The sequence below is a fragment of the Paenibacillus sp. FSL H8-0259 genome, from assembly GCF_037963255.1.
Taxonomy (GTDB): Bacteria; Bacillota; Bacilli; order Paenibacillales; family Paenibacillaceae; genus Paenibacillus_AQ; species Paenibacillus_AQ phytohabitans.
This window is the reverse complement of the sequence record NZ_CP150147.1, coordinates 7,895,163-7,918,937: the sequence shown is the minus strand read 5'-3', so window position 1 is coordinate 7,918,937 and position 23,775 is coordinate 7,895,163. Positions and strand designations below refer to the sequence as shown.

The 23,775-nt window shown below is 54.2% G+C and carries 17 protein-coding genes and 1 riboswitch; of the genes, 10 read left to right on the top strand and 7 right to left on the bottom strand.

Annotated features, from left to right (window positions below):
• The first annotated feature begins 31 nt into the window (after positions 1–31).
• Entirely contained in the window at positions 32–3,148 is a 3,117-nt protein-coding gene (gene pgmB / locus NSU01_RS34000) for a beta-phosphoglucomutase (RefSeq protein ID WP_231575251.1), read from the top strand.
• Positions 3,149–3,403: 255 nt separating this feature from the next.
• Here pgmB and NSU01_RS33995 read toward each other — a convergent pair whose 3' ends face one another.
• Both NSU01_RS33995 and NSU01_RS33990 read right to left on the bottom strand, forming a co-directional pair.
• Entirely contained in the window at positions 3,404–3,892 is a 489-nt protein-coding gene (locus NSU01_RS33995; RefSeq protein ID WP_076243600.1) for a DinB family protein, read from the bottom strand.
• A gap of 772 nt (positions 3,893–4,664) precedes the next feature.
• The gene (locus NSU01_RS33990; RefSeq protein ID WP_076243599.1) at positions 4,665–5,642 is read right to left on the bottom strand and encodes a LacI family DNA-binding transcriptional regulator; all 978 of its coding nucleotides are present in this window, start codon (positions 5,640–5,642) and stop codon (positions 4,665–4,667) included.
• Between the two features lie 345 nt (positions 5,643–5,987).
• On the opposite strand from NSU01_RS33990, the gene NSU01_RS33985 reads away from it, so the two are divergent.
• Positions 5,988–8,942 (top strand): ABC transporter substrate binding protein, encoded by a 2,955-nt coding sequence (locus NSU01_RS33985; protein WP_076243598.1) that lies wholly within the window; start codon positions 5,988–5,990, stop codon positions 8,940–8,942.
• Between the two features lie 150 nt (positions 8,943–9,092).
• Here NSU01_RS33985 and NSU01_RS33980 read toward each other — a convergent pair whose 3' ends face one another.
• Both NSU01_RS33980 and NSU01_RS33975 read right to left on the bottom strand, forming a co-directional pair.
• Positions 9,093–10,484: an aldehyde dehydrogenase gene (locus NSU01_RS33980; RefSeq protein WP_076243597.1), complete on the bottom strand. Its 1,392-nt coding sequence runs from the start codon at positions 10,482–10,484 to the stop codon at positions 9,093–9,095.
• Positions 10,485–10,558: 74 nt separating this feature from the next.
• Positions 10,559–11,263: a Crp/Fnr family transcriptional regulator gene (locus tag NSU01_RS33975; protein ID WP_042140367.1), complete on the bottom strand. Its 705-nt coding sequence runs from the start codon at positions 11,261–11,263 to the stop codon at positions 10,559–10,561.
• A 144-nt stretch (positions 11,264–11,407) separates the two neighbouring features.
• On the opposite strand from NSU01_RS33975, the gene hcp reads away from it, so the two are divergent.
• Complete coding sequence (hcp, locus tag NSU01_RS33970) at positions 11,408–13,060, top strand: hydroxylamine reductase (protein ID WP_083705475.1); 1,653 nt, start codon at positions 11,408–11,410, stop codon at positions 13,058–13,060.
• A gap of 504 nt (positions 13,061–13,564) precedes the next feature.
• On the opposite strand, the gene NSU01_RS33965 is transcribed toward hcp, so the two are convergent.
• Both NSU01_RS33965 and NSU01_RS33960 read right to left on the bottom strand, forming a co-directional pair.
• Positions 13,565–14,533, bottom strand: a complete 969-nt coding sequence (locus NSU01_RS33965) for an aldo/keto reductase (protein ID WP_076243596.1) — start codon at positions 14,531–14,533, stop codon at positions 13,565–13,567.
• A gap of 5 nt (positions 14,534–14,538) precedes the next feature.
• On the bottom strand, positions 14,539–15,468 hold the full coding sequence (locus NSU01_RS33960) for a LysR family transcriptional regulator (RefSeq protein ID WP_076243595.1): 930 nt from the start codon (positions 15,466–15,468) through the stop codon (positions 14,539–14,541).
• Between the two features lie 96 nt (positions 15,469–15,564).
• Here NSU01_RS33960 and NSU01_RS33955 point away from each other — a divergent pair, with 96 nt between their 5' ends.
• Entirely contained in the window at positions 15,565–16,482 is a 918-nt protein-coding gene (locus NSU01_RS33955; RefSeq protein ID WP_076243594.1) for a DMT family transporter, read from the top strand.
• 67 nt (positions 16,483–16,549) lie between these two features.
• On the opposite strand, the gene NSU01_RS33950 is transcribed toward NSU01_RS33955, so the two are convergent.
• Positions 16,550–18,175, bottom strand: coding sequence for a flagellar assembly protein A (locus tag NSU01_RS33950; RefSeq protein WP_042140363.1), 1,626 nt, complete (start codon positions 18,173–18,175; stop codon positions 16,550–16,552).
• A gap of 102 nt (positions 18,176–18,277) precedes the next feature.
• Positions 18,278–18,371, bottom strand: a riboswitch (cyclic di-GMP riboswitch).
• A 518-nt stretch (positions 18,372–18,889) separates the two neighbouring features.
• Between NSU01_RS33950 and NSU01_RS33945 the strand changes: the two genes are divergently transcribed.
• From NSU01_RS33945 to NSU01_RS33920, 6 genes are read left to right on the top strand one after another with little or no spacing between them, the layout of a single operon-like run.
• Positions 18,890–19,573 carry an isochorismatase family cysteine hydrolase gene (locus NSU01_RS33945; protein WP_076243593.1) on the top strand — a complete coding sequence of 228 codons (684 nt, stop codon included), beginning with the start codon at positions 18,890–18,892 and terminating at the stop codon, positions 19,571–19,573.
• 54 nt (positions 19,574–19,627) lie between these two features.
• The gene (locus NSU01_RS33940) at positions 19,628–20,641 is read left to right on the top strand and encodes an ABC transporter substrate-binding protein (RefSeq protein WP_042140361.1); all 1,014 of its coding nucleotides are present in this window, start codon (positions 19,628–19,630) and stop codon (positions 20,639–20,641) included.
• A gap of 13 nt (positions 20,642–20,654) precedes the next feature.
• The gene (locus NSU01_RS33935) at positions 20,655–21,464 is read left to right on the top strand and encodes an ABC transporter ATP-binding protein (RefSeq protein ID WP_083705474.1); all 810 of its coding nucleotides are present in this window, start codon (positions 20,655–20,657) and stop codon (positions 21,462–21,464) included.
• Positions 21,461–22,213 carry an ABC transporter permease gene (locus tag NSU01_RS33930; RefSeq protein ID WP_076243592.1) on the top strand — a complete coding sequence of 251 codons (753 nt, stop codon included), beginning with the start codon at positions 21,461–21,463 and terminating at the stop codon, positions 22,211–22,213. Before NSU01_RS33935 ends, NSU01_RS33930 begins: the two co-directional genes overlap by 4 nt.
• Entirely contained in the window at positions 22,213–23,283 is a 1,071-nt protein-coding gene (locus NSU01_RS33925) for a ring-opening amidohydrolase (RefSeq protein ID WP_076243591.1), read from the top strand. Before NSU01_RS33930 ends, NSU01_RS33925 begins: the two co-directional genes overlap by 1 nt.
• A 52-nt stretch (positions 23,284–23,335) precedes the next feature.
• Positions 23,336–23,767, top strand: coding sequence for a cupin domain-containing protein (locus tag NSU01_RS33920; protein ID WP_076243590.1), 432 nt, complete (start codon positions 23,336–23,338; stop codon positions 23,765–23,767).
• Positions 23,768–23,775: the final 8 nt, after the last annotated feature.

Below are 23,775 nucleotides of genomic sequence, written 5' to 3'. Positions count from 1 at the left end.
GCCTGTGGCTCAGAGCAGGTACCGGGTGTGCATGAGTACCGCCATTTCCGGCGGCAATGTAAAGAGCGGAGGTCTGTCCCCCGGAGATCCGATGCGGCGGTCAGGAGAAATTCGCAATCAGGAGGAGAATATAGAGATGAAGATGAAGCCCTATGAACATCCGCCGGCATTATATCCTTACCGCGAGTGGAGTCTCGGTGAGGAACACTACGAGGATGAGTATAATCAGCGGAGCGAGAGCGTATTCGCGCTCGGCAACGGATATATAGGTATGCGCGGTAATTTCGAGGAAGGCTACCACGGCAAGGCGGGCACTTCCGTAGCCGGGAACTATCTGAACGGATTCTATGATTCTGAGCCGATTGTCTATCCCGAAGGGGCCTTCGGGTTCCCTTCCCGGAATCAGGCGATGCTGAATGTGACTGATGCGCGTATGATCGAACTCAGTATTGAAGGACATGATTTCCGGCTGGACCAAGGGAAGGTTCACCGGTATGAACGCCGTCTGGATATGCAGAGTGGTATTCTGCACCGGGAGGTGGAGTGGGAATCTCCTGCCGGCCACCGGGTGCTGCTGGAGATCCGCCGGATGGTGTCGCTTGCGCACAAGCATCTGGCCGCAATCGACTATGCAGTGACCGCGCTGAACTTCTCCGGCACGCTGAAGTTTGAGTCTGCCGTGGACGGCGAGATCCGGCGGCCGGAGGCCACGGATGATCCGCGGCTGGGCGCAGGCAGTGCCGAGCCCAGCCTGCTGCTGGAAGATACCGGCTACGATGCTGCCACCCGAAAGCTGTGGATGAAGCAGCGGACACGGCATACGCGGTTTGCGCTGCTGACCGCAGTCAGCCATGCGCTGCAGGCAAAGTCCGGCCGCGAGATGAGCAACCAGCTGATCGGACAGCGGATATCGGTGTGTTATGCTGCTGCAGTGCGCAGCGGTGAGACCGTAAGACTCACCAAATATATAACCTATCACACCTCCAAGGATTACGTGGAGGAGGAGCTGCAGGGCCGGAGTGACAGGGTGCTGGAGATGGCCGGAGAACTTGGATTCACCGGTCTGGCCGGGGAGCAGCAGGAATATCTGGATACCTTCTGGGCGCATACGGATGTCGAAATCAAGGGCGACCCGGCGCTGCAGCAGGGTATACGCTTCAATGCTTTTCAGCTGCTGCAATCGGCAGGCCGGGACGGCGCGACCAATATCGGAGCCAAAGGCTTAACCGGAGAAGGCTATGAAGGCCATTACTTCTGGGATACGGAAATGTACATGCTGCCGTTCTTCACCTTCACCCAGCCTGAAGTCAGCCGGGCGCTGCTGGAATTCCGCTATGCTACGCTCGGCAAGGCGCGGGAGCGTGCGGCGGTCATGTCCCAGAAGGGGGCGCTGTATCCATGGCGGACGATAGACGGCGAGGAGAACTCCGCCTACTTCCCTGCCGGGACCGCCCAGGCCCATATCAATGCCGATATTGCCTACGGGCTGAAGCAATACGTGCTGGCAACGGGCGACACGGAATTTCTGGTTGCCCAAGGGGCGGAGATTCTGTTTGAGACCTCGCGCTTCTGGGCCGATCTCGGTCACTACAACCCGGCGCGCAGAGGCGCCTTCTGCATTGATGCTGTGACTGGACCGGACGAATATACGGCGATTGTGAATAACAATGCCTATACCAATCTCATGGTTCAGGACCAATTCATGTATGCCTATGAGACCGCCCTGCTTCTGCAGGAGGAATATCCTGCTGACTATGAACGCCTGCAGCTGGCTATAGGACTGTCCATGGAAGAGGCAGAGGGCTGGAGGGAAGCCGCCGAGAGGATGTTTATTCCTTTTGACAATGATCTCGGCATCTATGCCCAGGATGATACGTTCCTGGCGAAGCAGAAATGGGATTTCGAGCACACACCGCCGGATAAATATCCGCTGCTGCTGAATTATCATCCGCTGGTGATCTACCGCCACCAGGTGCTGAAACAGGCGGACCTCGTGATGGCTATGTTCCTGCTCGGGAACAAGTTCAGCCTGGCGGATAAAATCCGCAACTATCATTATTATGAGCCGCTAACCACCCACGACTCCTCCTTGTCGCCTTGTATTCACAGCATCATGTCTGCTGAGATCGGCGATTTAACCGGGGCATATGCCTATTTCGACCGCACCGTGCGGATGGATCTTGATGACATTAACCGCAACGCCAAGGACGGGCTGCATATGGCGGCGATGGCCGGCTCGTGGATGTCGATCGTGAACGGTTTTGGAGGGTTGCGGCTGTATGAAGGGAAGCTGAGCTTTGATCCGGCCCTGCCGGAGCAGTGGGAGAGCTACCGCTTCAAGATCACCGTGCGCGGGCAGCTTCTGGATATATTCATTGATCGTGAGGATGCCGTATATACGCTACTGGCCGGCACAGGTCTCGAGATCTTGCATAAGGACCAGCCGCTGAGGCTGCTTCCGCAGGAGCCGGTGAAGATTTCGCTTGCGGGCCGGCTTCAGGCGGTAATCTTCGATCTGGACGGCGTCATTACCGATTCGGCTGAATATCATTATCTGGCCTGGCAGGCACTCGCCGATGAGCTGGGCATTCCCTTCAGCCGCGAGAAGAATGAACGGCTGAAAGGGGTCAGCCGGATGGAATCGCTGGAGATAGTGCTGGAGGGCAGCGGACTTGCGCTGCTGCCAGAAGCCGAGAAGCTCCGGCTGGCGGAGAAGAAGAACGATCATTACAAGCAGATGATCGGCCGTATCACCCCGGCTGACCTGCTGCCGGGGATTCCTGAGCTGCTGGATTCCCTGCGCGAGCGGGGAATCTCTGCGGGGCTGGCCTCGGCCAGCCTGAATGCGCCGCTGATTCTGGAGCGCCTCGGCGCAGCCCATTGGTTCCAGGCGGTCGCCGACCCGGCTGAGCTCCGGAAGGGCAAGCCCGACCCGGAGATCTTCCTCAAGGCGGCGGAGCTGCTTGGGGCCGCGCCGGGCAACTGCATCGGCGTGGAGGATGCGGCCGCAGGGGTCGCCGCGATCAAAGCGGCGGGCATGAAGGCCGTAGGCATTGGCAACGCGGCGCAGCTGGGTGCGGCTGACCTGCTGCTGCCGTCTACCTCGGCGCTGGATGCCGGGAAGCTGCTGGAGCTGTGTGCGAGATAAGTGGCAGATAGGCTTGGCTGCGGTGGTGGAAAGGATGGAAGTACGGAAGTACGGCAAGAAAAGGGAGGCGTAGTATGCTGTAGTGCTCCGCTTTTCATTTAAGTGAGATATTAGACGCCCGTGTTCTCCTCAGTAGGTGGGGGAACACGGGCGTCTTTGTTGAAATTCAGGAATGTATAAGGTACACACGGTTGCTTCTCCTTCTATTTCCCGCTGGAATGGACCGTCTTTATTAAAGGACGGCAAAGCTATTTCTTACTGGTCAGGGTTATTTTTCGCTGGGCTATCCCAGTCCTGGTCCGGGAGCATTTGCCGCAAGTGATGCTTCATGTGATCCACGTAGTCCTCAACCAGCCATTGCAGGGTGACCGTAGTGCCATCATTCCGCAGGAAGAGGAGTGCCAGCTGCTCAGCAGACATGCGTGAAACTGCGCGTAGGACCGACTGATTCAGGCTGATCCACAGGGTCAGTATTTCATCATGCGGAGCCGAGGCATACTGCTGGGCAGACATCCATTCATTCTGGTCGTAATAAGCCAGCTGAAGAGGCTGCGGTTCGTACTGGACCTTGATAAACCGGGTGAGATTGTTGATCGCCGAATCGCATAAATGTCCAAGTAGTTGCAAACAGGACCATTTGCCTCCCGGACGCGGTGCGGCTGCTTCCTCTGGAGTGAAACGGTTATACGCAGCGGGTACTGCTGCCAGCAGCTGCTGCAGCTCAGCAATCGTAGGCGTTAGCATCGAACCATCCCTGCCTTTCAACTATAAAGTGTGAATAGGATTGGATAAGGAGTTTATCCCTGAATTCAAATATAGAAACTATATAAAAACTATATAAAAACTATATAGAAACTATTGAGAAACTATTGCTGTATTTCTGATTCCGCCGGAAGTGGGCGGAATGGGGAAAAGAAAGGGAAAAATCCCACTAATTCCGCCGGAAGTGGGCGGAATGGAGAAATGAAAGGGATAAATCCCTCTGATTCCGCCGGAAGTGGGCGGAAGGAGTAAATGAAAGGGAAAAATCCCACTAATCCCGCCGGAAGTGGGCGGAATGGGGAAAAGAAAGGGATAAATCCCTCTAATCCCCGCCGAAAGTGGGGGGAATGGGGAAATGAAAGGGATTAATCCCACTAATCTCGCCGGATGTCGGCGGAAGGAGTAAAAGAAAGGGATAAATCCCTCTAATCCCGCCGGAAGTGGCCGAAATGGGGAAAAGAAAGGGATTAATCCCTCTAATCCCCGCCGAAAGTGGGGGGAATGGGGAAATGAAAGGGATTAATCCCACTAATCTCGCCGGAAGCGGGTGGAATGGGAAAATGAAAGGGATAAATCCCTCTAATCCCCGCTAGAAGTGGGCCCAAGGAGGAAATGAGGGGCAAAAGTGCCCTTGATTTTCCCAGATGTGCACCCAAGGAGGAAATGAGGGGCAAAAGTGCCCTTGATTTCGCCAGTTACGCGCCCAAGGAGGAAATGCCTATATCTATGCCTCTGCCTATATCTATATCTATCCCTAAGTCGTAGCGCCCTCCTCCAGCTCCACGGGCAGGATGTATGCTGATTCGACATGCTCACCCTGCACCTGCCGCAGGATTAGATCGACGGCCAGCTTGCCCATCGCCTCCATCGGCTGGCGGATAGAGCTGATGGCCGGATACAGCAGGCTGCGGAGGGAGATGCCGTCATAGCCGATAATCCGCACATCTTCGGGAACGCGCCGCCCTCTGATCTGGCAGGCCTTCAGGGCATAGGCGGCAATGATGTCACTGCCGGCGAAGATGCCGTCCACCTCAGGATGCTCGCGGAACAGCTGGGCCAGCAGCAGCTCATAGGCTTCGAAGTCGAAGCTGTTGTTGTCCGTATGCAGCGAAACGTACTGGGCGCCGTGCTGCTTCGCAGTTTCTTCGAAGGCGACGCAGCGCAGATGCGATAAGATATTCAGCTTGGGATGCCCGCCGATATGGGCCAGGCGGCGGCAGCCTTTTTGAATCAGCAGGGTCGTGGCCAGCCGTCCTCCCGCGTAATTATCCGAGCATACATAAGGAATATCCGGCGAAATCTGCCGGTCAAAGGTAACCAGAGGCAGGTTCATCTGCCGGTAATCCTCTACTTCAAGCGTGTGGCTGCCCATAATAATGCCATCCACCCGGCTTGCGCGCAGCATGTTGATATACTCCTGCTCCTTCTGCTTGTCCTGCCACGAGTTGCACAGCAGCAGCTTGTAGCCTTCCCGGTAGGCATGTTCTTCAATATGACTGGTCAATTCCCCGAAAAAGGGCAGGGAAACATGCGGAATAATCAGTCCGATAATGTTTGATTTTGAGCGGCTGAGCGAGCGGGCCAGTTCATTCGGGCGGTAATTGAGCTCGTCCATCGCCTGGTGCACCTTCTGCTTCAATTCTTCACTTAAGTAACCCCTGTTGTTCAATACCCGGGATACGGTAGTTGCCGATACGCCAGCCTTCAGCGCAACGTCCTTGATGGTCGGCATGGCCTGGCCTCCTGTCTAAGCAGTCAACTGCAAATTCATTCTAACGTGAGCGCTGTTCTCTGTCCACAAAGGCCGCAGCTCCGCTCTATTTGTTGTTTATTAAAATATCGTTTCCCCCTATAATTATAAGAAAGCGGCAAATTTAAAAGATAAGAATTCATTTGCTTTATGCAATAAATTATCCTTATCTTTTACGCTGATACCGGCCGGTGCAGAATGGGGTGCTTTTTTCACTCAAAAGAGGGATGGGAAATGGGTATAACGAATTAGTATTTATTATAATGTCGAAATTCCTCGTTTTATAATCGAAATCTGACTTTGAGATAGATGAACGGGAGTGTGCGAATGGGTGTAGATAAAATTCATCTCAGGTTGTTAAAAAGCTTGCTCTTGCCGCTGTTTATCTTACTGTGTACGACAGAAGGCACACACGCCTACGCCGAAGAACTTCCCGCTCAGAATGTGCTGGTGCTGCATTCCTATCAGAAAGGCTTTGCCTGGAGCGATGAACAGAGTGCCGGAATTGAAGAACGCCTCAAAAGCGCAGCCGCTCTGCCCGTAATCTATACCGAGTATATGGATTGGAAACGGTATCCCAATCAGGAGAACCTCGAACACTTCTACGAAACGATCAAATTCAAGTATCAGAATATCCGTATTGATGCGGTTCTCACCACAGATGATGCAGCCCTGAGCTTTGCCATGAAGTACCGCCGGGAGATCCTGGATGATGCTCCGATCATCTTCAGCGGTGTCAATGAGCTGGGCGTGGCCGGCATCCCGGACATTCACAACATCACAGGCGTTATCGAGAAAATTGATCCTACGCGTACGATCCAAATGGCGCTGGAGATCAACCCTTCCGTGAAGAAGGTTTATGTTGTTTTTGATAATTCGGAGAGCGGATTGTCGACCGGCAAAATGGTCATGGATCAGATTGACGCGCTGAACCTGGGGCTGGAGATCCTCCCTATGAACCGCTTTTCTATAGAACAAATTAAAGCAACGGCATCCGCCCTGTCTCCGGACAGTATTGTGCTGATGACTACATACTATAGTGACTCGACCGGAAGGATTGTTGAGTTTGACAGGTTCTCAAGTGAACTGGGCAAGAGCAGCGGTGTTCCGGTGTACCATATTTATGATTTTGGACTAAACCACGGTGCCTTCGGCGGCAGTCTGATCAGCGGCAGAATTCAGGGCCAGACCTCAGCGGAGCTGGCGCTGCGCATCCTGCAGGGGGAGAGTGCGGATAATATCCCTGTTGTGACTGACAGCAATGTCCGCAATGTATTTGACTACAACGAGCTTCAGCATTTCAGCGTACCCCTGGACAAGCTGCCGGAGGGCAGCGAAATCATTAACAAGCCGTTCTCCTTCTACCAGACCTACAAAGTGCTGGTACTGAGCATTATTGCCGCTTTTGCCGTGCTGCTGACCTTTATCTTTGTATTATTATTCTATGTGCAGCTGGTGAAACGGATCAGAAGCAATCTGGAAAAAAGCAATGAACGCTTCAGCCTGGCCACCTATGGCGCGGACGCGGTCATCTGGGACGTGGACATGTCCACGATGATCTATTACTTCTCGGACAGCTGGTACGAGCTGCTGGGGTATGAACGGGATGAGGTCAATGAGACCCGCGGCGGCTGGAGAGACCTCCTGCATCCTGAGGATGCCGAGCAGGAGGACCGGCTGCGGACCCAGCATCTGGAGGGTCGTTCTTCGTATTACTACGCTGAATACCGGATGCGCAGCAAGTCGGGGGAATACAAGTGGTTCCAGGCCCGGGGCAAGGTGCTGCGTAATGCAGGCGGCGGATATATCCGGTTTGCCGGGTCGATGGTCGATGTCACCGACCGCAAAGGGTATGAGAGCAAGTTGCAGATGAGCTATCAGGAGCTGGAGTCTACTTATGAGGAGCTGACAGCACTGCAGGATGAGCTGCTGGAGCAGTATAACAAGGTGGTGGAGAACCAGGCGCTGCTGCAGACCAGTGAAGAGAAGTACCGCCTGCTTGCCTATAATGATGTACTGAGCGGCCTGCCGAACCGGCTGTCGCTGTCTGAAGAGCTGAAAAAATTTATTCAGGAGCACTCCGGCGGCCATGCGGCACTGTTCTTCCTGGACATTGATAATTTCAAGTATATCAATGATTCGATGGGCCATACCTTCGGCGATGAGCTGCTGGTGAAGGTCGGCGAGCGGCTGCTGGAGCTGTCCGACGGGCGCAGTAAGCATTTCCGCTTCGGCGGTGATGAGTTTGTGATTCTTTTCAAGGATGTAGACGGGTATAGTGAAGTGATCCGCTATGCGGACTCGTTGGTTCAGGGCTTCAAGGAGCCGTTTCAGCTGAGTGCCAGTGTCGTGCATATCTCGGCCAGTATCGGGATTGCCCAATATCCGGAGAATGGCGTGAACGCGGAGGAGCTGCTGAAGAATGCCGACATTGCCATGTATAAAGCGAAGGAAGCGGGCAAAGGCATTTATGTGATCTACGGGCGTGAGATGCAGCAGCATTTTGATGAGCGGATGATTATTGAGATGCATCTAAGAAACGCCATCTCCAATAACGAGCTCTCGCTGCATTATCAGCCGCTGGTGGATATCGGTTCGAACGAGATTTGGGGCTTCGAGGCCTTGATCCGCTGGAACAATCCCGTGCTGGGCTTCGTATCGCCGTTGTCCTTCATTAAGATTGCCGAGGATTGCCGGCTGATTGTGCCTATCGGTGAATGGGTGCTGCGCACCGCCTGTCAGTTCATCAAGGATCTGCAGAGCCAGGGGTATGCGGGCTACCATATCTCGGTTAACATCTCGGTCATTCAGCTGATGCTGGATGATTTCACGAACATGGTGCTTACGGTGCTGCGGGATACCGGACTTGCCCCGGAATATCTGGAGCTGGAGATTACAGAGTCGATCTTCATGGAATCCTTCGAGGCCATCAGCTCCAAGCTGGAAGCGCTCAAGGAAAAGGGGATCGGCATCGCGCTGGACGACTTCGGTACGGGTTATTCTTCACTGAGCTATCTGAAGCAGCTGCCGATTACCACACTGAAGATTGATAAGTCCTTCATTGACAGTATCGATACCCCGAACAACATGTCGCTGGCCAGCTCCATTGTGACCATCGGCCACGATATGGGCCTGAATGTTACCGCAGAAGGGGTGGAGACCCCGGAGCAGCTGGCTTTTCTGGAGCGGACGAGCTGTGACAAGATTCAGGGCTATTATATCAGCAGGCCTATCCCGGAGAAAGAGGTTGCGGGCTGGGTTGCCGGACGGCGTGCGGGCTGAAGCAATAAGTATACGGAATGTACTCCGTTGATAGTCTGGGTATGTAATATAACAACAAAAAGGGAAGTTCCTTTTAGCAGGGGAGGCTTCCTTTTTGTTTTTTCTTTTGCGCAAAAGTGGGGTAGAGGGCTATCCGGTCTCCTTAATCCTCTACTTCAGCAGCTTCCGGGCCAGCTTGACCTTATTGCCGTATGGCGGATAGACAATCCCGAAATCCAGTCTCGTGCTTCGCTTAACAATGCTCTTGCGGTGGGAGAAAAGCTCAAAGCTATGCTTACCGTGATAGCCGCCTATCCCGGAATTCCCCACACCGCCGAACGGCAGATGAGTGCTGGCTACATGGGAGATTGTATCATTCACACAACCTCCCCCGAAGGAAACGCTGCCCATCACCTGTTCCTCGACCTGCTTATCCTCAGTGAACAGATAGAGGGCGAGCGGCTTGGGGTGATCGTTGATACTCCGGATAGCTTCGCTAATCTGGCTGTATTCCATAATCGGCAGCACAGGTCCGAAGATTTCATCCTCCATCAAGGCATCGCTCCAGGAAGCCGGGTAGATCAGGGACGGCTCGATGTAGAGATCCTCCGGCACAACGCTGCCGCCCAGGATCAGCTTATCGCGGTCCTGCTCAAGCATCTTTTCAATCCGCCGCAGCTGGCGTTCATTCACAATCCGTCCGTAGTCTGTGTTATGCCGGATATCCGTTCCGTAGAATGCGGTGATGTTGTGTTTAATCCGCCCGATCAGCTCAGCTGCAACATCGCTATGGACCAGCAGGTAATCCGGGGCGATACAGGTCTGCCCGACATTAATCAGCTTGCCCCATACGATCCGTTTGGCCACGGCCTCCAGATTGGCGGTCTTGTCGACAATGACCGGACTTTTACCGCCCAGCTCAAGGGTTACAGGCACCAGATTCTTCGCTGCCGCCTCCATGACAATTCTGCCTACAGGCACGCTGCCGGTGAAGAATATATAATCGAATTTCGCGTGAATAAGCAGATTTGTCGTTTCTTTCTCACCCTGCACCACCCGGATATATGCGGGGTCAAAGGTCTCCCGGATCATGTCTTCAATGACTGCCGAAGTAGCAGGGGTACTCTCGGAAGGCTTCAATACCGCGCAATTGCCGGCGGCAATGGCCCCGATCAGCGGCTCAATCAGCAGCTGGAACGGATAATTGAAAGGTCCGATGATGAGTGCAGTCCCATAAGGCTCTGCTAGAATGCTGCTCTTCGCCGGGAACATGTGCAGCGGTGATCTTACCTTAACCGGCTTCATCCAGCGCCGGAGATGCTTCATCATATAGCCGATGCTGTCCAGCGTAAATCCGATTTCGGTGGCGTACGCCTCGAATTCACTCTTACGCAGATCTTTATTCAAGGCGGCGATAATCCGGGGCTCGCTGCGCTTGATAGCGTCCTTCAGCTTCTGCAGCTGCTCCAGCCGGAAGCCGGGGGTTCTCGTGATTCCGCTGCTGAACCATTGTCTATGCTCTGCCAGCAGCTGGTCGATATGGGGGGCGGTTAACTGCAACATGCTTGCATCCTCCTCGGGTGAATCTATAGGGTTCGTCTAGTCTAGCCCGGTCTGCTCTGCACCGGGGACGTTCTTCACAGGTTGCCTGCTGAAGAGGGCAGGCTCAGGAGGTAATCATTCATCCGGCTGCGGTCCAGCAGTGTGATTTCACTGCCCTTGAAGTCAATCCAGCCCTGATCGCGCAGGAATCCAAGCTCCCGGGACAATGAAGGACGGGCGGTATTCAAATGCCCGGCCCATTCTTTGCGGCTGAAGGGAAGCTTCAGCGTATCGGAGGCCTGCTGCGTGCCCTGCTCCAGCAGGAAGTCTATGATCCGGCGCCGCAGCGGCCCGGCGGACAGGTTCTCGATTTTCCGGTTAACAAGCACCAGCCGTTCGGACAGATTCTCAATGAAGCGGGTGAGGATATCTGTGTCCGCAGCGAATATTCGCAGCAGCTCCTGCTTGCCGATGAACATCACCTTGCAGGGTCCCGTTGCTGTTACCGTGGCGGGGGCTACATTATCCCTGCGGAATAACACAGCCTCCCCGATGGTCTGTCCTTCCTTGAGGTGGGCGATGGTAACGCTGCTGCCGGTGGAATGCGTCTTCTGCACCTCGACCCGGCCGGAGAGCAGAATTCCCAGCCGGTCAGCCGGATCGCCTTCGGCGAGGATGATGGCATTCCTGCGGTAAGTGCTGACGGTATAGGCCAGCGTATGCAGCAGCAGTTCGATCTCTTCTGCGGATTTCCCGCGGAATAACAGGCAGGCTTGCAGCGCGGCAGGCTCCGGTTTCATACATTTCCTCCGAATTCATAATAATCGGTAACATCCGTTACCGATTGATAGACGAAAGTCTACTACAATTACTGGTAACTGTAAAGGCGGGACGCAGCGCTGTCCTGTCCAGCTATCCAATTCATAATAAGGAGTGAATGTGTAATGAGCGACATGTTTTGTTTTCAGTGCCAGGAGGCGGCCAAGGGGACGGGTTGTACGATTCAGGGGGTATGCGGCAAGACCAGTGATGTAGCCAATCTGCAGGATCTTCTGGTGTATACGCTCAAAGGTATTGCGGTGTTCGCACGCAGCGGCCGTGAGCTGGGCATTACCGATCCGGTGACAGAGAAATTTATTATAGAGAGCCTTTTCGCTACGATTACCAATGCTAACTTTGTTCCGGAATACTTCACTGCGAAGATCCGGGAGGGGCTTGCCCTGCGGGATAACTGGCGCAGCAGAATTGCGGATGCCGGAGTGATTGCGTATCTGTCAGAACATGACGCAGCGCTATGGAGCGCCAGTACGGACGGGGAACTGACGGACAAGGCGGCAACCGTGGGTGTACTTGCTACAGAGCATGAGGATATCCGCTCTCTGCGTGAGCTGCTCACCTATGGTCTGAAGGGAATGGCTGCTTACATGGAGCATGCGGCGGTGCTGGGATTCTATGAAGCAGGCGCACATGCTTTTATGGAAAAAGGCCTGACGGCCGTGCTGGATGATACCCTGAGCGGGGGCGAGCTGACTGCCCTGGTCCTGGAATGCGGCAAGTTCGGTGTGGATGTAATGGCACTGCTTGACCGTGCGAACACGGCGGCTTACGGCAGTCCGGAGATTACCAAAGTGAATATAGGTGTGGGCACGAACCCCGGCATTCTGATCAGCGGACATGACCTCAAGGATATGGAGGAGCTGCTGAAGCAGACGGAGGGTACAGGAGTCGATGTGTACACGCATAGTGAGATGCTGCCCGCCCACTATTACCCGGCCTTCAAGAAATACAGCCACTTCGTGGGCAACTACGGTAACGCCTGGTGGAAGCAGACTGAAGAATTTGACAGCTTTGGCGGCCCGGTTCTGATGACTACGAACTGTATCGTACCGCCAAAAGAAAGCTATAAGAACCGGCTGTACACCACAGGCAACACTGGTTATCCGGGAGTTCAGCATATTGCAGCAGGAGCAGACGGGGTGAAGGATTTCTCCGCTCTGATTGAGCAGGCCAAAGGCTGCAGCGCTCCGGTAGAAATCGAGACAGGTGAGATTATCGGCGGCTTTGCCCATGCGGCGGTCATGAATCTAGCAGATGAGGTAGTCGGCGCCGTCCAGAGCGGCGCAATCAAACAATTCTTCGTGATGGCGGGCTGCGACGGACGGATGAAGAGCCGAAGCTATTATACAGACTTCGCGGCGGAGCTGCCTGAGGATACAGTGATTCTCACCGCAGGCTGTGCCAAATACAAATATAATAAGCTGGCGCTTGGCGATATCGGCGGAATTCCCCGCGTGCTGGATGCCGGCCAGTGCAATGATTCCTACTCCCTTGTGGTCATAGCGCTGAAGCTGAAGGAAGTCTTCGGCCTGGACGACATCAACGATCTTCCGATCTCCTACAATATTGCCTGGTATGAACAAAAGGCGGTAATTGTGCTGCTGGCGCTGCTGCATCTGGGCGTGAAGAACATTCACCTCGGCCCTACACTTCCGGCATTCCTGTCACCTAATGTAGCTAAGGTGCTGGTAGACAGCTTTGGCATCGGCGGCATTACCACCGTACAGGAAGACATGGAGCGGTTTATAGCAGCGGTGTAACACAGAATGTTGACCGTCTAACCTGCGGCGCTATGTCTCACAAGACTATCGGATGGCCGCTTTTGCCGGGAATTTCCTGATTCATCCATTATCCGTGACAGAGATCCGGTAATATTCTAAGATATTGCACGGAATGCAACATTTTGCCCGTTAAACCGGCCCAAAACTAAAATTGTTGTATAAAAGGCATGAATTCTCCTGCTTCAGGCGCTTAGCAGGATCAATTCTTGTATTTCCTACAACAATCCTCCGCCACAACCGGCTATCTATGAATCAAAGTTGTAGAACGTACAACACTTATGTCTGCAATGCTTACTTCATAGTCTTCATTCTGCCGGCAACAAGACAAGTGTGAGGATCTGATGTATGCCGTATTCTGCAAGTCCCACCGCGGGCCGGTAACTTGTCTGGTGGTGACTTAAGCGGGGTTTGTCTATGTAACGCACAAAAAAGCGGGCCCACGGTACACCGTGGGCCCGCTTTGGTATGTCCAGCCGGCAGCGGTTACGGCAGCCGGTAGACGGCGAACGGCTCCCCGCTGCGGAAGGCGGCGCTGGCCTGATCCAGCTGCTCAAGCGTTGCCGCATCCGGCCGGACGGAGAGACTCTGCAGGTTATGCTCCACCTGCTCCACCCGGGTGGCACCGACAATCACCGTGGAGACGGCCGGCCTGCTCATCAGCCAGGCCAGAGAGAGCGCCGCCGGTGAAGTGTCCAGCTCTTCCGCTATACTGCTAACCTGCTCCCCGAGCGAGATGCGTTCCGGGGTAAGGAAGCGGCGGAAATTCGGGTCGGTTTCCGCTCTGGAACCGGCAGGGGCACTGCCGGCATATTTGCCGGTGAGAATGCCGCCGGCCAGCGGGAAGTACGGGATGATGCCCAGTCCCTGGTCCAGACACAGCGGAAGCAGCTCTGCTTCAGATGTGCGGTCGGCAAGCGAATAGCTGCACTGGATCGAGACGTATTTGGCCCAGCTGCGCGCTTCGCTGATGCCCAGCGCCTTCATCAGCTCCCAGGCAGCATAATTGGAGGCCCCGACATAACGTACTTTGCCCGCAGAGATCATATCATCGAGGGTGCGCAACGTCTCCTCCAGCGGGGTGTAGGGGTCGAAGGTGTGAATCTGATACAGATCTACATGATCCGTCTTCAGCCGCCGCAGGCTGCCTTCCAGCTCCTGCATCAGATGGCGGCGGGAAGAGCCGCTTCCGTCAGGCCCGTCATGCTTCGGAAGGCCGGCTTTGGTAGCCAGGACGGCCTCATGGCGTCTGCCCTCAAGCGCGAGGCCGATAATCCTCTCCGACTCGGAGCCGGCATAGATGTTGGCGGTATCGATGAAGTTGATTCCCTGATCCATTGCGGCATGAATGATACGGATCGAGGTCTCCTGATCCGCCCTTTTGCCAAATGAGTTAGTTCCAAGGCCCAGCGCAGATACCTGCAGGCCGCTATTTCCGAGACGATTATATTCCATGTTAATCACTCCTTATCGGTATCGTTAATCAGGCCGGCTGCGGCCGGAGACGGCGGAGCGGCTTCATTGCCGGAGAACAGCTGCAGTGCAGTATCAATAAATAATTGAACGGCAATAGAGGTCTCCTCCAGGGAATGGACGGCGATATGAATGTCGCGGTAAGCATCAGGCGCCAGCTCCCGGACCACGACATTCAGCGGCAGCGACAAGAGGGAGAGCTGAGACATCACACCGACGGCGAGCCCCTCCCTGATCATATTCAGTGCGGTAATGTAGCTGTTGACCTCGTATTTCACATTCAGCCTGCTTCCGGCCCGGTTGAATAAGTCCACTACCGGAGGCTCATAGCCCGACCGGCAGAGCAGCATAGGCTGAGCTTCCAGATCCTTCACACAGATGATCTGCTTGTGCCGAAGCTCGTGATCCCCGGGCAATACGGCGTAGAGCTTCTCCCGGAACAGCGGCAGGGAGGCGAAACCTTCGACCGGCGGAATCATCAGGCCTGCGTCAATGAACCGTGATGCCAGCCAGTCCTTCACCTCGGCGACCGAACCCTCATATAATCTGATCTCAATTCCGGGGTATTTGGCAGTGATGGCACTGATAATCTTCGGGACAAAATAGGCAGCGGCAACCGGGAAGGCGCCGATGCGGATGAGGCCCTTCTCCAGGCCTTTCTCGGCGGCAAGCTCCTGATCTATCTTATCGAGGCCGCTGAGGATTCCGCGGCAGATAACCAGAATCCGCTTGCCGATATCCGTAAGTATCAATCCGCTGCGCCGGTCGCGCAGCAGCAGCTTCACGTCCAGCTCGGCTTCGAGTGCGGAGATGGCCCGGCTGACTGCGGGCTGGGTCATATTCAGCTCAAGACCTGCCTTGGTGAAGCTGCGGCTCTCAGCGATTAAGACAAATAGGCGAATTTGAGTGTTATTCATATCTAATCTGGTATGCCCCTCATGATTATAATTCATTTCAATTATGACTGAATCTATTGTATCATTTGGGAAGAAATCAGAACAAGAGGTGAACTCATGCAGAAGCGGAAGCAAACCATTGGCTTATTAGTGTTCCTGGTTATTGTCTGGGGCATCAACTGGCCGCTCTCCAAAATTGCCTTAACGTATGCCCCGCCCTTGCTGTTCGCCGGAATCCGAACGGTCATTGCCGGTATTATACTAATCATCGCGGCGCTGCCGAAGCGGAAGCAGCTGCATTTGCGCCAGCTCTGGCCCGTCTATCTGGTGTCAGCCTTCCTCAGTATCGTCTTCTACTATGGCTTCCAGACGATTGGCCTGCAGTATGTGCCGTCCGGATTATTCTCGGCCATTGTATTCCTGCAGCCGGTGCTGCTCGGAATCTTTGCCTGGATCTGGCTGGGCGAGCGGATGTACGGGCTTAAGATCGCCGGCCTCGTAATCGGCTTCCTCGGGGTAGCCTCGTTAAGCCTTGGGGGATTAACCGGAAGTATCTCGCCTATAGGCGTACTGCTGGCCTTGGCTAGTGCACTCAGCTGGGCGCTGGCTACGGTCTACACCAAACGCAATGCAGCCAGAGTAGATATGCTGTGGATGACCGCAATGCAGATCATGATCGGCGGGGTAATCCTGCTGGCGGCAGGCTCAGCTTCGGAGAGCTGGGCGGATATTACCTGGAGTAGTACTTTTATAATAAATACACTGTTCATCGCGGTCTTCGTGATTGCGCTGGGCTGGTTGGTATACTTCAAGCTGATCAATGAAGGAGAGGCCGGCAAGGTAGGCTCGTTCACCTTTCTGATTCCGCTGATTTCCATCGGCTCCAGTGTAGTCTTATTGCATGAACAGATTACGTTGAATCTGGTCATCGGTATGCTGCTGATTGTGAGCAGCATTATTCTGGTGAATGTCAGGCTGGGCCGGAATGCCGGGAGTGTCCTGCAGACCCCGGTACCCGGTCTGGGTAAGGAATAAACAAACGGCTGCTCCCTCAGAAGAGGGGCAGCCGTTTGTACTTGTCAGGGGTTACATTACAGCAGGCTTAGACCGTTTCTGCGTCCGCGTCCCGCAGGATCAGTTCTCCGCCGGACTCCAGGATACTGTTATGGGAACGGGCGATATTAATGAAGACATGCTCCTCCTGGAGCAGTTCAATGTCTTCACACAGATTACGCAGCAGCCGGGAGAAGCTGTTCAGAACACTGTCAGTGATAAACTCGGTGAACTGCCCCGGATGGGTAAAAACCTCCAGCATCTGCTTGAGCTGATCCGTACCGGGCTGGGGGGCCCCTTCCATGCACAGCAGTGCGGATTTAAGATCGCTGATCAGGCACTCTATATGGCTGTACTTATCCTCCAGCAGCAGCATAACCACCAGACCGTATTTCACGGATTGCTGGCGGGATTCTACATTCTTGGCCAGCAGCCGGGCGGCTTCCCGCAGTCCGCCAACTTCAGTCAGCAGAAGACTGGAGAAGCGGTGCAGGCGGTGCTGGTGTACCCCGGCAAGTCCGGTGTGCAGGCTGCAGCCGGTTACTTGACCGCTTATATAGATACTGCCTGTAGCCGTAATTGTAGATTGGCAGACGTTGCCGTAGATATACACATTCCCTAACGCCTCAATACACATAGGGCCTTCAATATCTGAGGGTACGACGATGTCACCTGCAAACATAATCTCACGGGCTGTTGCCGCCATTTCCTTGGTGATGAGGCATAGGTCCGGGAAATCGCAGGTTGTGACGCTGCCGGAGTCTCCGCAGATGCGGGGTCTGCCCGTACGCAGAGCCGCGATCTCCCCGTTTGGAAGCAGCCGTGCATTGTCTCCGGCTGCGAAATAAATATCCTGCGGTGGAGGTGGAGGCAAGATGCCTCCTTCTACGTCGAATCCGGGAATTCCCTCTTCGGGCGGCAGCTTGCGGGCGAATACCTCTCCCTCTCTGGCGAAGGGGGCTCCCGGAAACCGCAGATAATCTAAGGAATCTGCAGCTTCCGCAGTTCGTCCCTCCCGGAGCATTCCATTGCCTGTGAGCGTATGCTCCGGGAGGGATAGCTGCAGCCTTGATTTCTTGCCGGGCAGCGGGGCTCTCCCTTCTGCGATACAGACAGGGAGATATGTAGGGTTGTTCAGTTCGGCGTATAGGGCCGGGATATTCAGATTCCGCAGAATGGAGCGGTTATCCAGCGAAGAAAGAATCTGTTCTATGGTGAGCGTGGACAGCAGCATCGCCCGGTTAGGCTCAGCCCGGACTGCGGCTTCGAAGGAAGCCGGGCAATTGACCAGATTCCAGGCGTACTTCTCTGCACGGTACAAGGTGAAATGCACTTTGAGCTTGTCAGGTGAAACCGTAATCTGATACTGTGGCTTCTCGCAAATTTCCCAGGTAATATGATCCGCTGAGGTTACCTCAGTAGGCTCTGTAACGGTCTTCCAGTTGATCTTCAGCACTACAGGATGAACAGCGGAGATCCGGGCGGGCTTGCCGCCAGAGAGCGGGGGAGTAATGAAGATCTGATTATTCTGCACAAGGATAATTCCATCCTTATCTCCATTCATCCCGCCGGAAGTCCGGCCCTCCACAGAGAAAGAATCCAGGAATCCGGTCCGTTCAAGCATCAAGGATTCCACGAAATCATATCGGGTTGGTTCGATGAATTGCTGCGGCATTATCTTAACCTCGCTTTTTCGTATAATCAATGGCATTCGTACAGAAAAGAGCATCATAAAGCCTGGGGGATCTCCCGGTGACTGATGGCTTACGTGGTCTCTATTGGCAGCCTGGCGACCATAAACGCGGATTCTCAGCATTCTTAGGCCCATTGCTTTGCGTCCTACCCTTTCAGGAAGTTTGCCTTTAGAAATAGATCAATGATATACACTCAGCATGAGGCGATTTCAATCGACTGTAATCGACAAAAAAGGTCATAACTGGTTCCTGCGCTGCAGGAACTTCTGCAAACAAGCTTAATTCTAGTACTTAAGGAGCTATTTTTCAACTGTATTCTGCCAATTTATTAATAATCTTGAAATGTGCAGCTCTATATTGCTTGAAAAACTGGTTTCCCAGCGCTTACAGCTTATGGGAGGAGTCTGCTCTGCAAGAACAGCCGGATCTTTGAGCTGGAGAACGGACTGCTGCTGAGGCTGCCTGCGTTGGGCGGCTTTTTTAATATATGAATAGGGTTAATCCGGGGCTTATATGTAATGTTTATGTTATATATGTAGAATAACACAAACAATTAGCGCATTATTTCGTAATAAAAACGAAGACATTGCAAATTTGTTGTAATATAATCTAACAAACAGCAGGAAATATAAAATTAATGTTAATAAACATAACATTAAATACATGCATTGAATTCTGGAAGGGGAGCATGAACCATGCAGATTACAGCAGCACCTTACACCTGGCCCTATGACGGCGTCCTTGATCCGGCGAAGACGGCACTGATGATTATCGATATGCAGACGGATTTTTGCGGCAAAGGCGGTTACGTGGAGCGAATGGGCTACGACCTCTCATTAACATCCAGAGCGATTCAGCCGATTGGGCGGCTGCTGGCACGCATCCGGGAAATTAACGGATTCACCGTTATCCATACCCGGGAAGGCCATAAGCCGGATCTGTCCGATCTGCCGGCGAATAAACGGTGGCGGAGCAGACAGATCGGTGCTGAGATCGGCTCGGAAGGACCGGCGGGACGGATTCTCGTACGGGGCGAGCGCGGCTGGCAGATCATTGATGAACTGGCACCTATACCGGGAGAGCACATTATTGACAAGCCGGGTAAAGGCAGCTTTTATGCTACGGACCTGGATTTAATATTGAAGAATAAAGGGATTACCCATCTGATTCTGACCGGAATCACGACGGATGTCTGTGTACACACGACGATGCGCGAAGCCAATGACCGCGGTTATGAATGTCTGATCCTGGAGGATTGCACGGGTGCTACGGATTATGCCAATCACCTGGCAGCGCTCAATATGGTCAAAATGCAGGGCGGTGTCTTCGGCAGTGTGAGTGATTCGCAAGCGGTGCTGAAGGCGCTGGAGCAATTCTAAATACGAATTACGAATGACCAGTATTCCAAATAACATCATAACGGGGGAATCACCATGTGGAACAAGTCCAGAACCAAAGCGCTTATCCTGCTCACTTCACTAATGCTGCTCATTACAGCCTGCGGCAACAATTCGGATACCGGCAAGGCTGAGGGACAGGGGGCGGAAGGCTCCGGTGAGCTTAAGAAGGTTGTTCTGAGGTTGAAGTGGATTCATCAGGCGCAGTTTGCCGGGTTCTATACCGCAGTTGAAAAGGGCTTCTATAAGGAAGCGGGGCTGGATGTGGAGATTCGGCCGGGAGGCTCGGATTTTCCGGCGGTACAGATGGTCGCTTCGGGCAGTGAGGAGTTCGGGGTAACCGGTGCTGACCAGATCATTATTGCCAGAGAAAAAGGCGTACCGGTTAAGGCGTTATCTGCGATATACCGCAAAACCCCGTTCGTAATGTTCACGCTTAAAGAATCCGGTATCACCACAATGGAAGATCTTGTCGGCCAAAAGGTGGGCATCAAGCTCGGCGGCAATGAAGAGCTGACCTTCCGTGCTATGGAGAAAAGCGCGGGCATCGAAACCTCGCAAATCGAAGAGATGCCGATCAAATATGATCTCAGCCCCTTATTGACCGGCCAGGTCAAGGCATGGCCCGGATATGTAATTAATGAGGTGCTGGCTGTGCAGGAGCAGGGCAAGGAAGTCAATATTATCGACCCGAACGACTATGGCATCAATTTCTATGCCGACACCCTGTTTACCACGGAGTCCGTGATTGAGAAGGATCCGGAAATGGTCCGGAGTTTCGTACAGGCCTCCATGAAGGGCTGGGATTATGCGATGGAGCATCCTGAGGAAGCGGCAGAATTCGGCCTGAAATACGGAGAAAAGCTTGATCTTGCGCATGAAATCAGCATGATGAAGGCCAGCATTCCGCTGCTGGAGCCGGAGAAGCTTCCGCTCGGCTCGATGGATGAGGCGGCGTGGGAGACGCTGCAGCAGAATCTTATCGATCTGGACTTTGTGAAAAAGCAGCAGGACATTGGCTCATTGTTCACCAATGAGTACTTGAATTAAGGAGGGAACCGGTATGACAACATCGATGAAAGAACAGATGGATTCCGCCCCTGTGAAGAATCCCGGTACCCGGGACACGATGCTCTCCTTGCGCAATTGCTCTCTTTCCTTCGGCAATGTGCCTGTGCTTGATAATGTCAGTCTTGACGTATACCGCAATGAATTCATCTCCATTCTCGGACCGAGCGGCTGCGGGAAATCAACGACACTGCGGCTGATGCTGCGGCTGCTAAGCCCGGAAGGAGGCGGGGAGGTTGCCTATTCCTCCCCGGACCTGTCGCTGGGCATGGTCTTTCAAAAGCCTGTACTGATGCCATGGCTCAGTGCCCTGCAGAATGTCATGCTGCCCCTTGAGCTGGGCCCGAAGAAGAAATTCAGCAAAAAGGAAGCGCGTGAAAAGGCGGAAAGTGCCCTGCGGCTGGTCGGCCTGCAGGATTTCCAGAACCACTTCCCGCATCAGCTGAGCGGCGGAATGCAGCAGAGGGCGGCGATTGCCAGAGCCTTGGCCGCCGATCCGACCGTGCTGCTGATGGATGAGCCGTTCGGTGCGCTGGATGAACTGACCCGCGAGAAGCTGAACTTTGAGCTGCTGCGTCTGTGGGAGAGTCCGGAGACAAGTCTAAGCAGCATTGTAATGGTTACCCATTCTATTCAAGAATCCGTGCTTTTGTCGGACCGGGTGGTGATGATGTCACCCCGGCCGGCCGGGGTGACAGATATTATTCCGGTACCGCTGCCTTCACCGCGTCAAGTAGGAATGGAAGAGCTGCCGGAATTCCACCGGACCGTCAAGGAATTGAGAAAGCGGGTGAAGCATCTATGACAGCCAAACTCAAGGACAGCCTGTACCCGGTCACCTTTGCACTCGGCTTCCTGATCTTGTGGGAGCTGGCCGTACGGCTCCTGTCGGTTCCGATGTATTTGCTGCCTTCTCCAACCCAGGTGGTCTCGGCCATCGACGGTTCGCTGTGGTCCCATACGCTGGTTACCCTGGGTGAATCCCTGACCGGATTCATGCTCGCTAACATACTCGGCCTGATTACTGCAGTTATTTTTGTTCATTCCAGGCCGATTGAGAAGGGGATGTTCCCGCTCGCTATTGCCCTTAAGACTACACCGCTGGTTGCGCTGGCGCCGCTGCTTGTCGTGTGGCTGGGGACCGGATATACCTCGAAGGTCATCGCTTCGATGCTGATCTGCTTTTTCCCGATTCTGGTGAACAGTGTCAAAGGTCTTAAGGCGATTGAATACGAGGCCTGGGAGCTGTTCTCCACCTATAAAGGAACCAAAAGCGAAATCTTCTGGAAGCTGCGGCTGCCGACCAGTCTGCCTTATATCTTCTCCGCACTGAAAATCTCGACCTCGCTTGCCATTGTTGGAGCGATTGTCGGCGAATTTGTCGGGGCCAATAAGGGGCTGGGTTATGTGGTGCTCGTCTCTTCCTATCATATGGATACTCCGGTGATGTTCTCGGCCATTATTGCTTCGGCGCTGTGCGGCCTGCTGCTGTTCTGGTGTATCGGGCTGCTGGAGAAGAAGGTTATTTTCTGGACAAGGAGCGATGATCTGTGATGAAATGCTCGGTGATCAAAATCCCTGCTGGTGCGCCGAATGACATGTCCGGCCTGCAGGCGGCGATAGAAGAGGGGCTGTTCCGCCCCGAAGAGGTTGCAGCTGTACTGGGAAAGACCGAGGGGAACGGCTGTGTTAATGATTTCACACGGGGTTATGCCGTTATGGCGCTGAAGGCGTTCTTCGCCGGGGTGTCCCAGGAACAGCAGCCTGCAGAAATATCCTATGTGATGTCCGGAGGGACGGAAGGTGTGCTCAGCCCGCATTTCACGGTCATTAGCCGCAGCGGCCAGGCAGAGACGGGCGTAAATGCTGATGGTCTAAAGTCACTTGCGGTCGGTACGGCCAGAACACGGATCTTCCGGCCGGAGGAGCTGGGCCGGCTCAGCCAGGTGGACGCTGTGGCGGATGCCGTGGCCCGGGCGGTCCTGGATGCCGGAATCACCTCGAAAGCGGATGTGCATTATGTGCAGATTAAATGCCCGCTGCTCACTGCAGAGCAGATGTATGACGCGCACAGCCGTCAGGTATCGCTCGTTACAGAGGATACCTATAAATCCATGGGATATTCCAGAGGTGCATCCGCACTGGGGACTGCCGTTGCCCTGGGTGAAGTGGAGCGCTCGACCTTAAGTGAAGAAGATATATGCGTGAACTGGGATAAATTCAGCGCTGTGGCGTCTACTTCGGCCGGAAGTGAGCTTGCCTACTGCGAAGTGATTGTGTTCGGCAATTCGCTGTCTGCGGAAGGCCCGTATCACATCGACCATGCAGTCATGAAGGATGCTATTGACGGCGCAGCGCTGCAGGGCCTGCTGGACCGGTATCCCGGTGAGGAGCTGGTGCAGGTGCTGGCCAAAGCTGAAGCTGATCCGGACGGAGTCATCCGCGGACGGCGCCATATCATGCTGGATGATTCGGATATCAATCATACCCGGCATGCGCGGGCTGTGGTCGGCGGTGTACTGGCCTATGTCGGCGGCGATCCGATGATCTACGTATCCGGCGGAGGCGAGCACCAGGGGCCAAAAGGCGGAGGGCCGGTAGCGGCTGTATTCCGCCGCAGATAGCGGGCTTTTTTCAACCTATACCTATAACTTATACATCATGGAGGAATGGATTATGCATACACAGGAAACGGAAGTGCTGACAGCGGCGGACATGACATGGGAGTTAATGCCGAATCATATTGAGCTGTACCACCGGGAGATCGTCTCGGCAGCGCAGGCGGACCGTCTGGGCATCCGGATGAGCTCGATTCTGTGGGAGAAGCTGGGCGTCGGCGGCCAGGTATTACCGCACCATCATGATGTGGTGGAGATTATTCATATCACTGTGGGGGAGGTCAAGCTGCTATGCGAGGGTGAATGGTACAGCTACCGGGCCGGGGATACCTTCCATGTACCTGCAGGTGTAGTCCACTCCGTTGCGAATGCGGGGGATTCGCCGTCTGAGCAGATCAGTATTTTTGTACCGGCCGAGGCGAATGTACCTGCGAACCATTTTTTTGGCACCACTCTGATCGAGGATGTGTATTCTTCCAAGCTAAGGTAAAGGCGGCG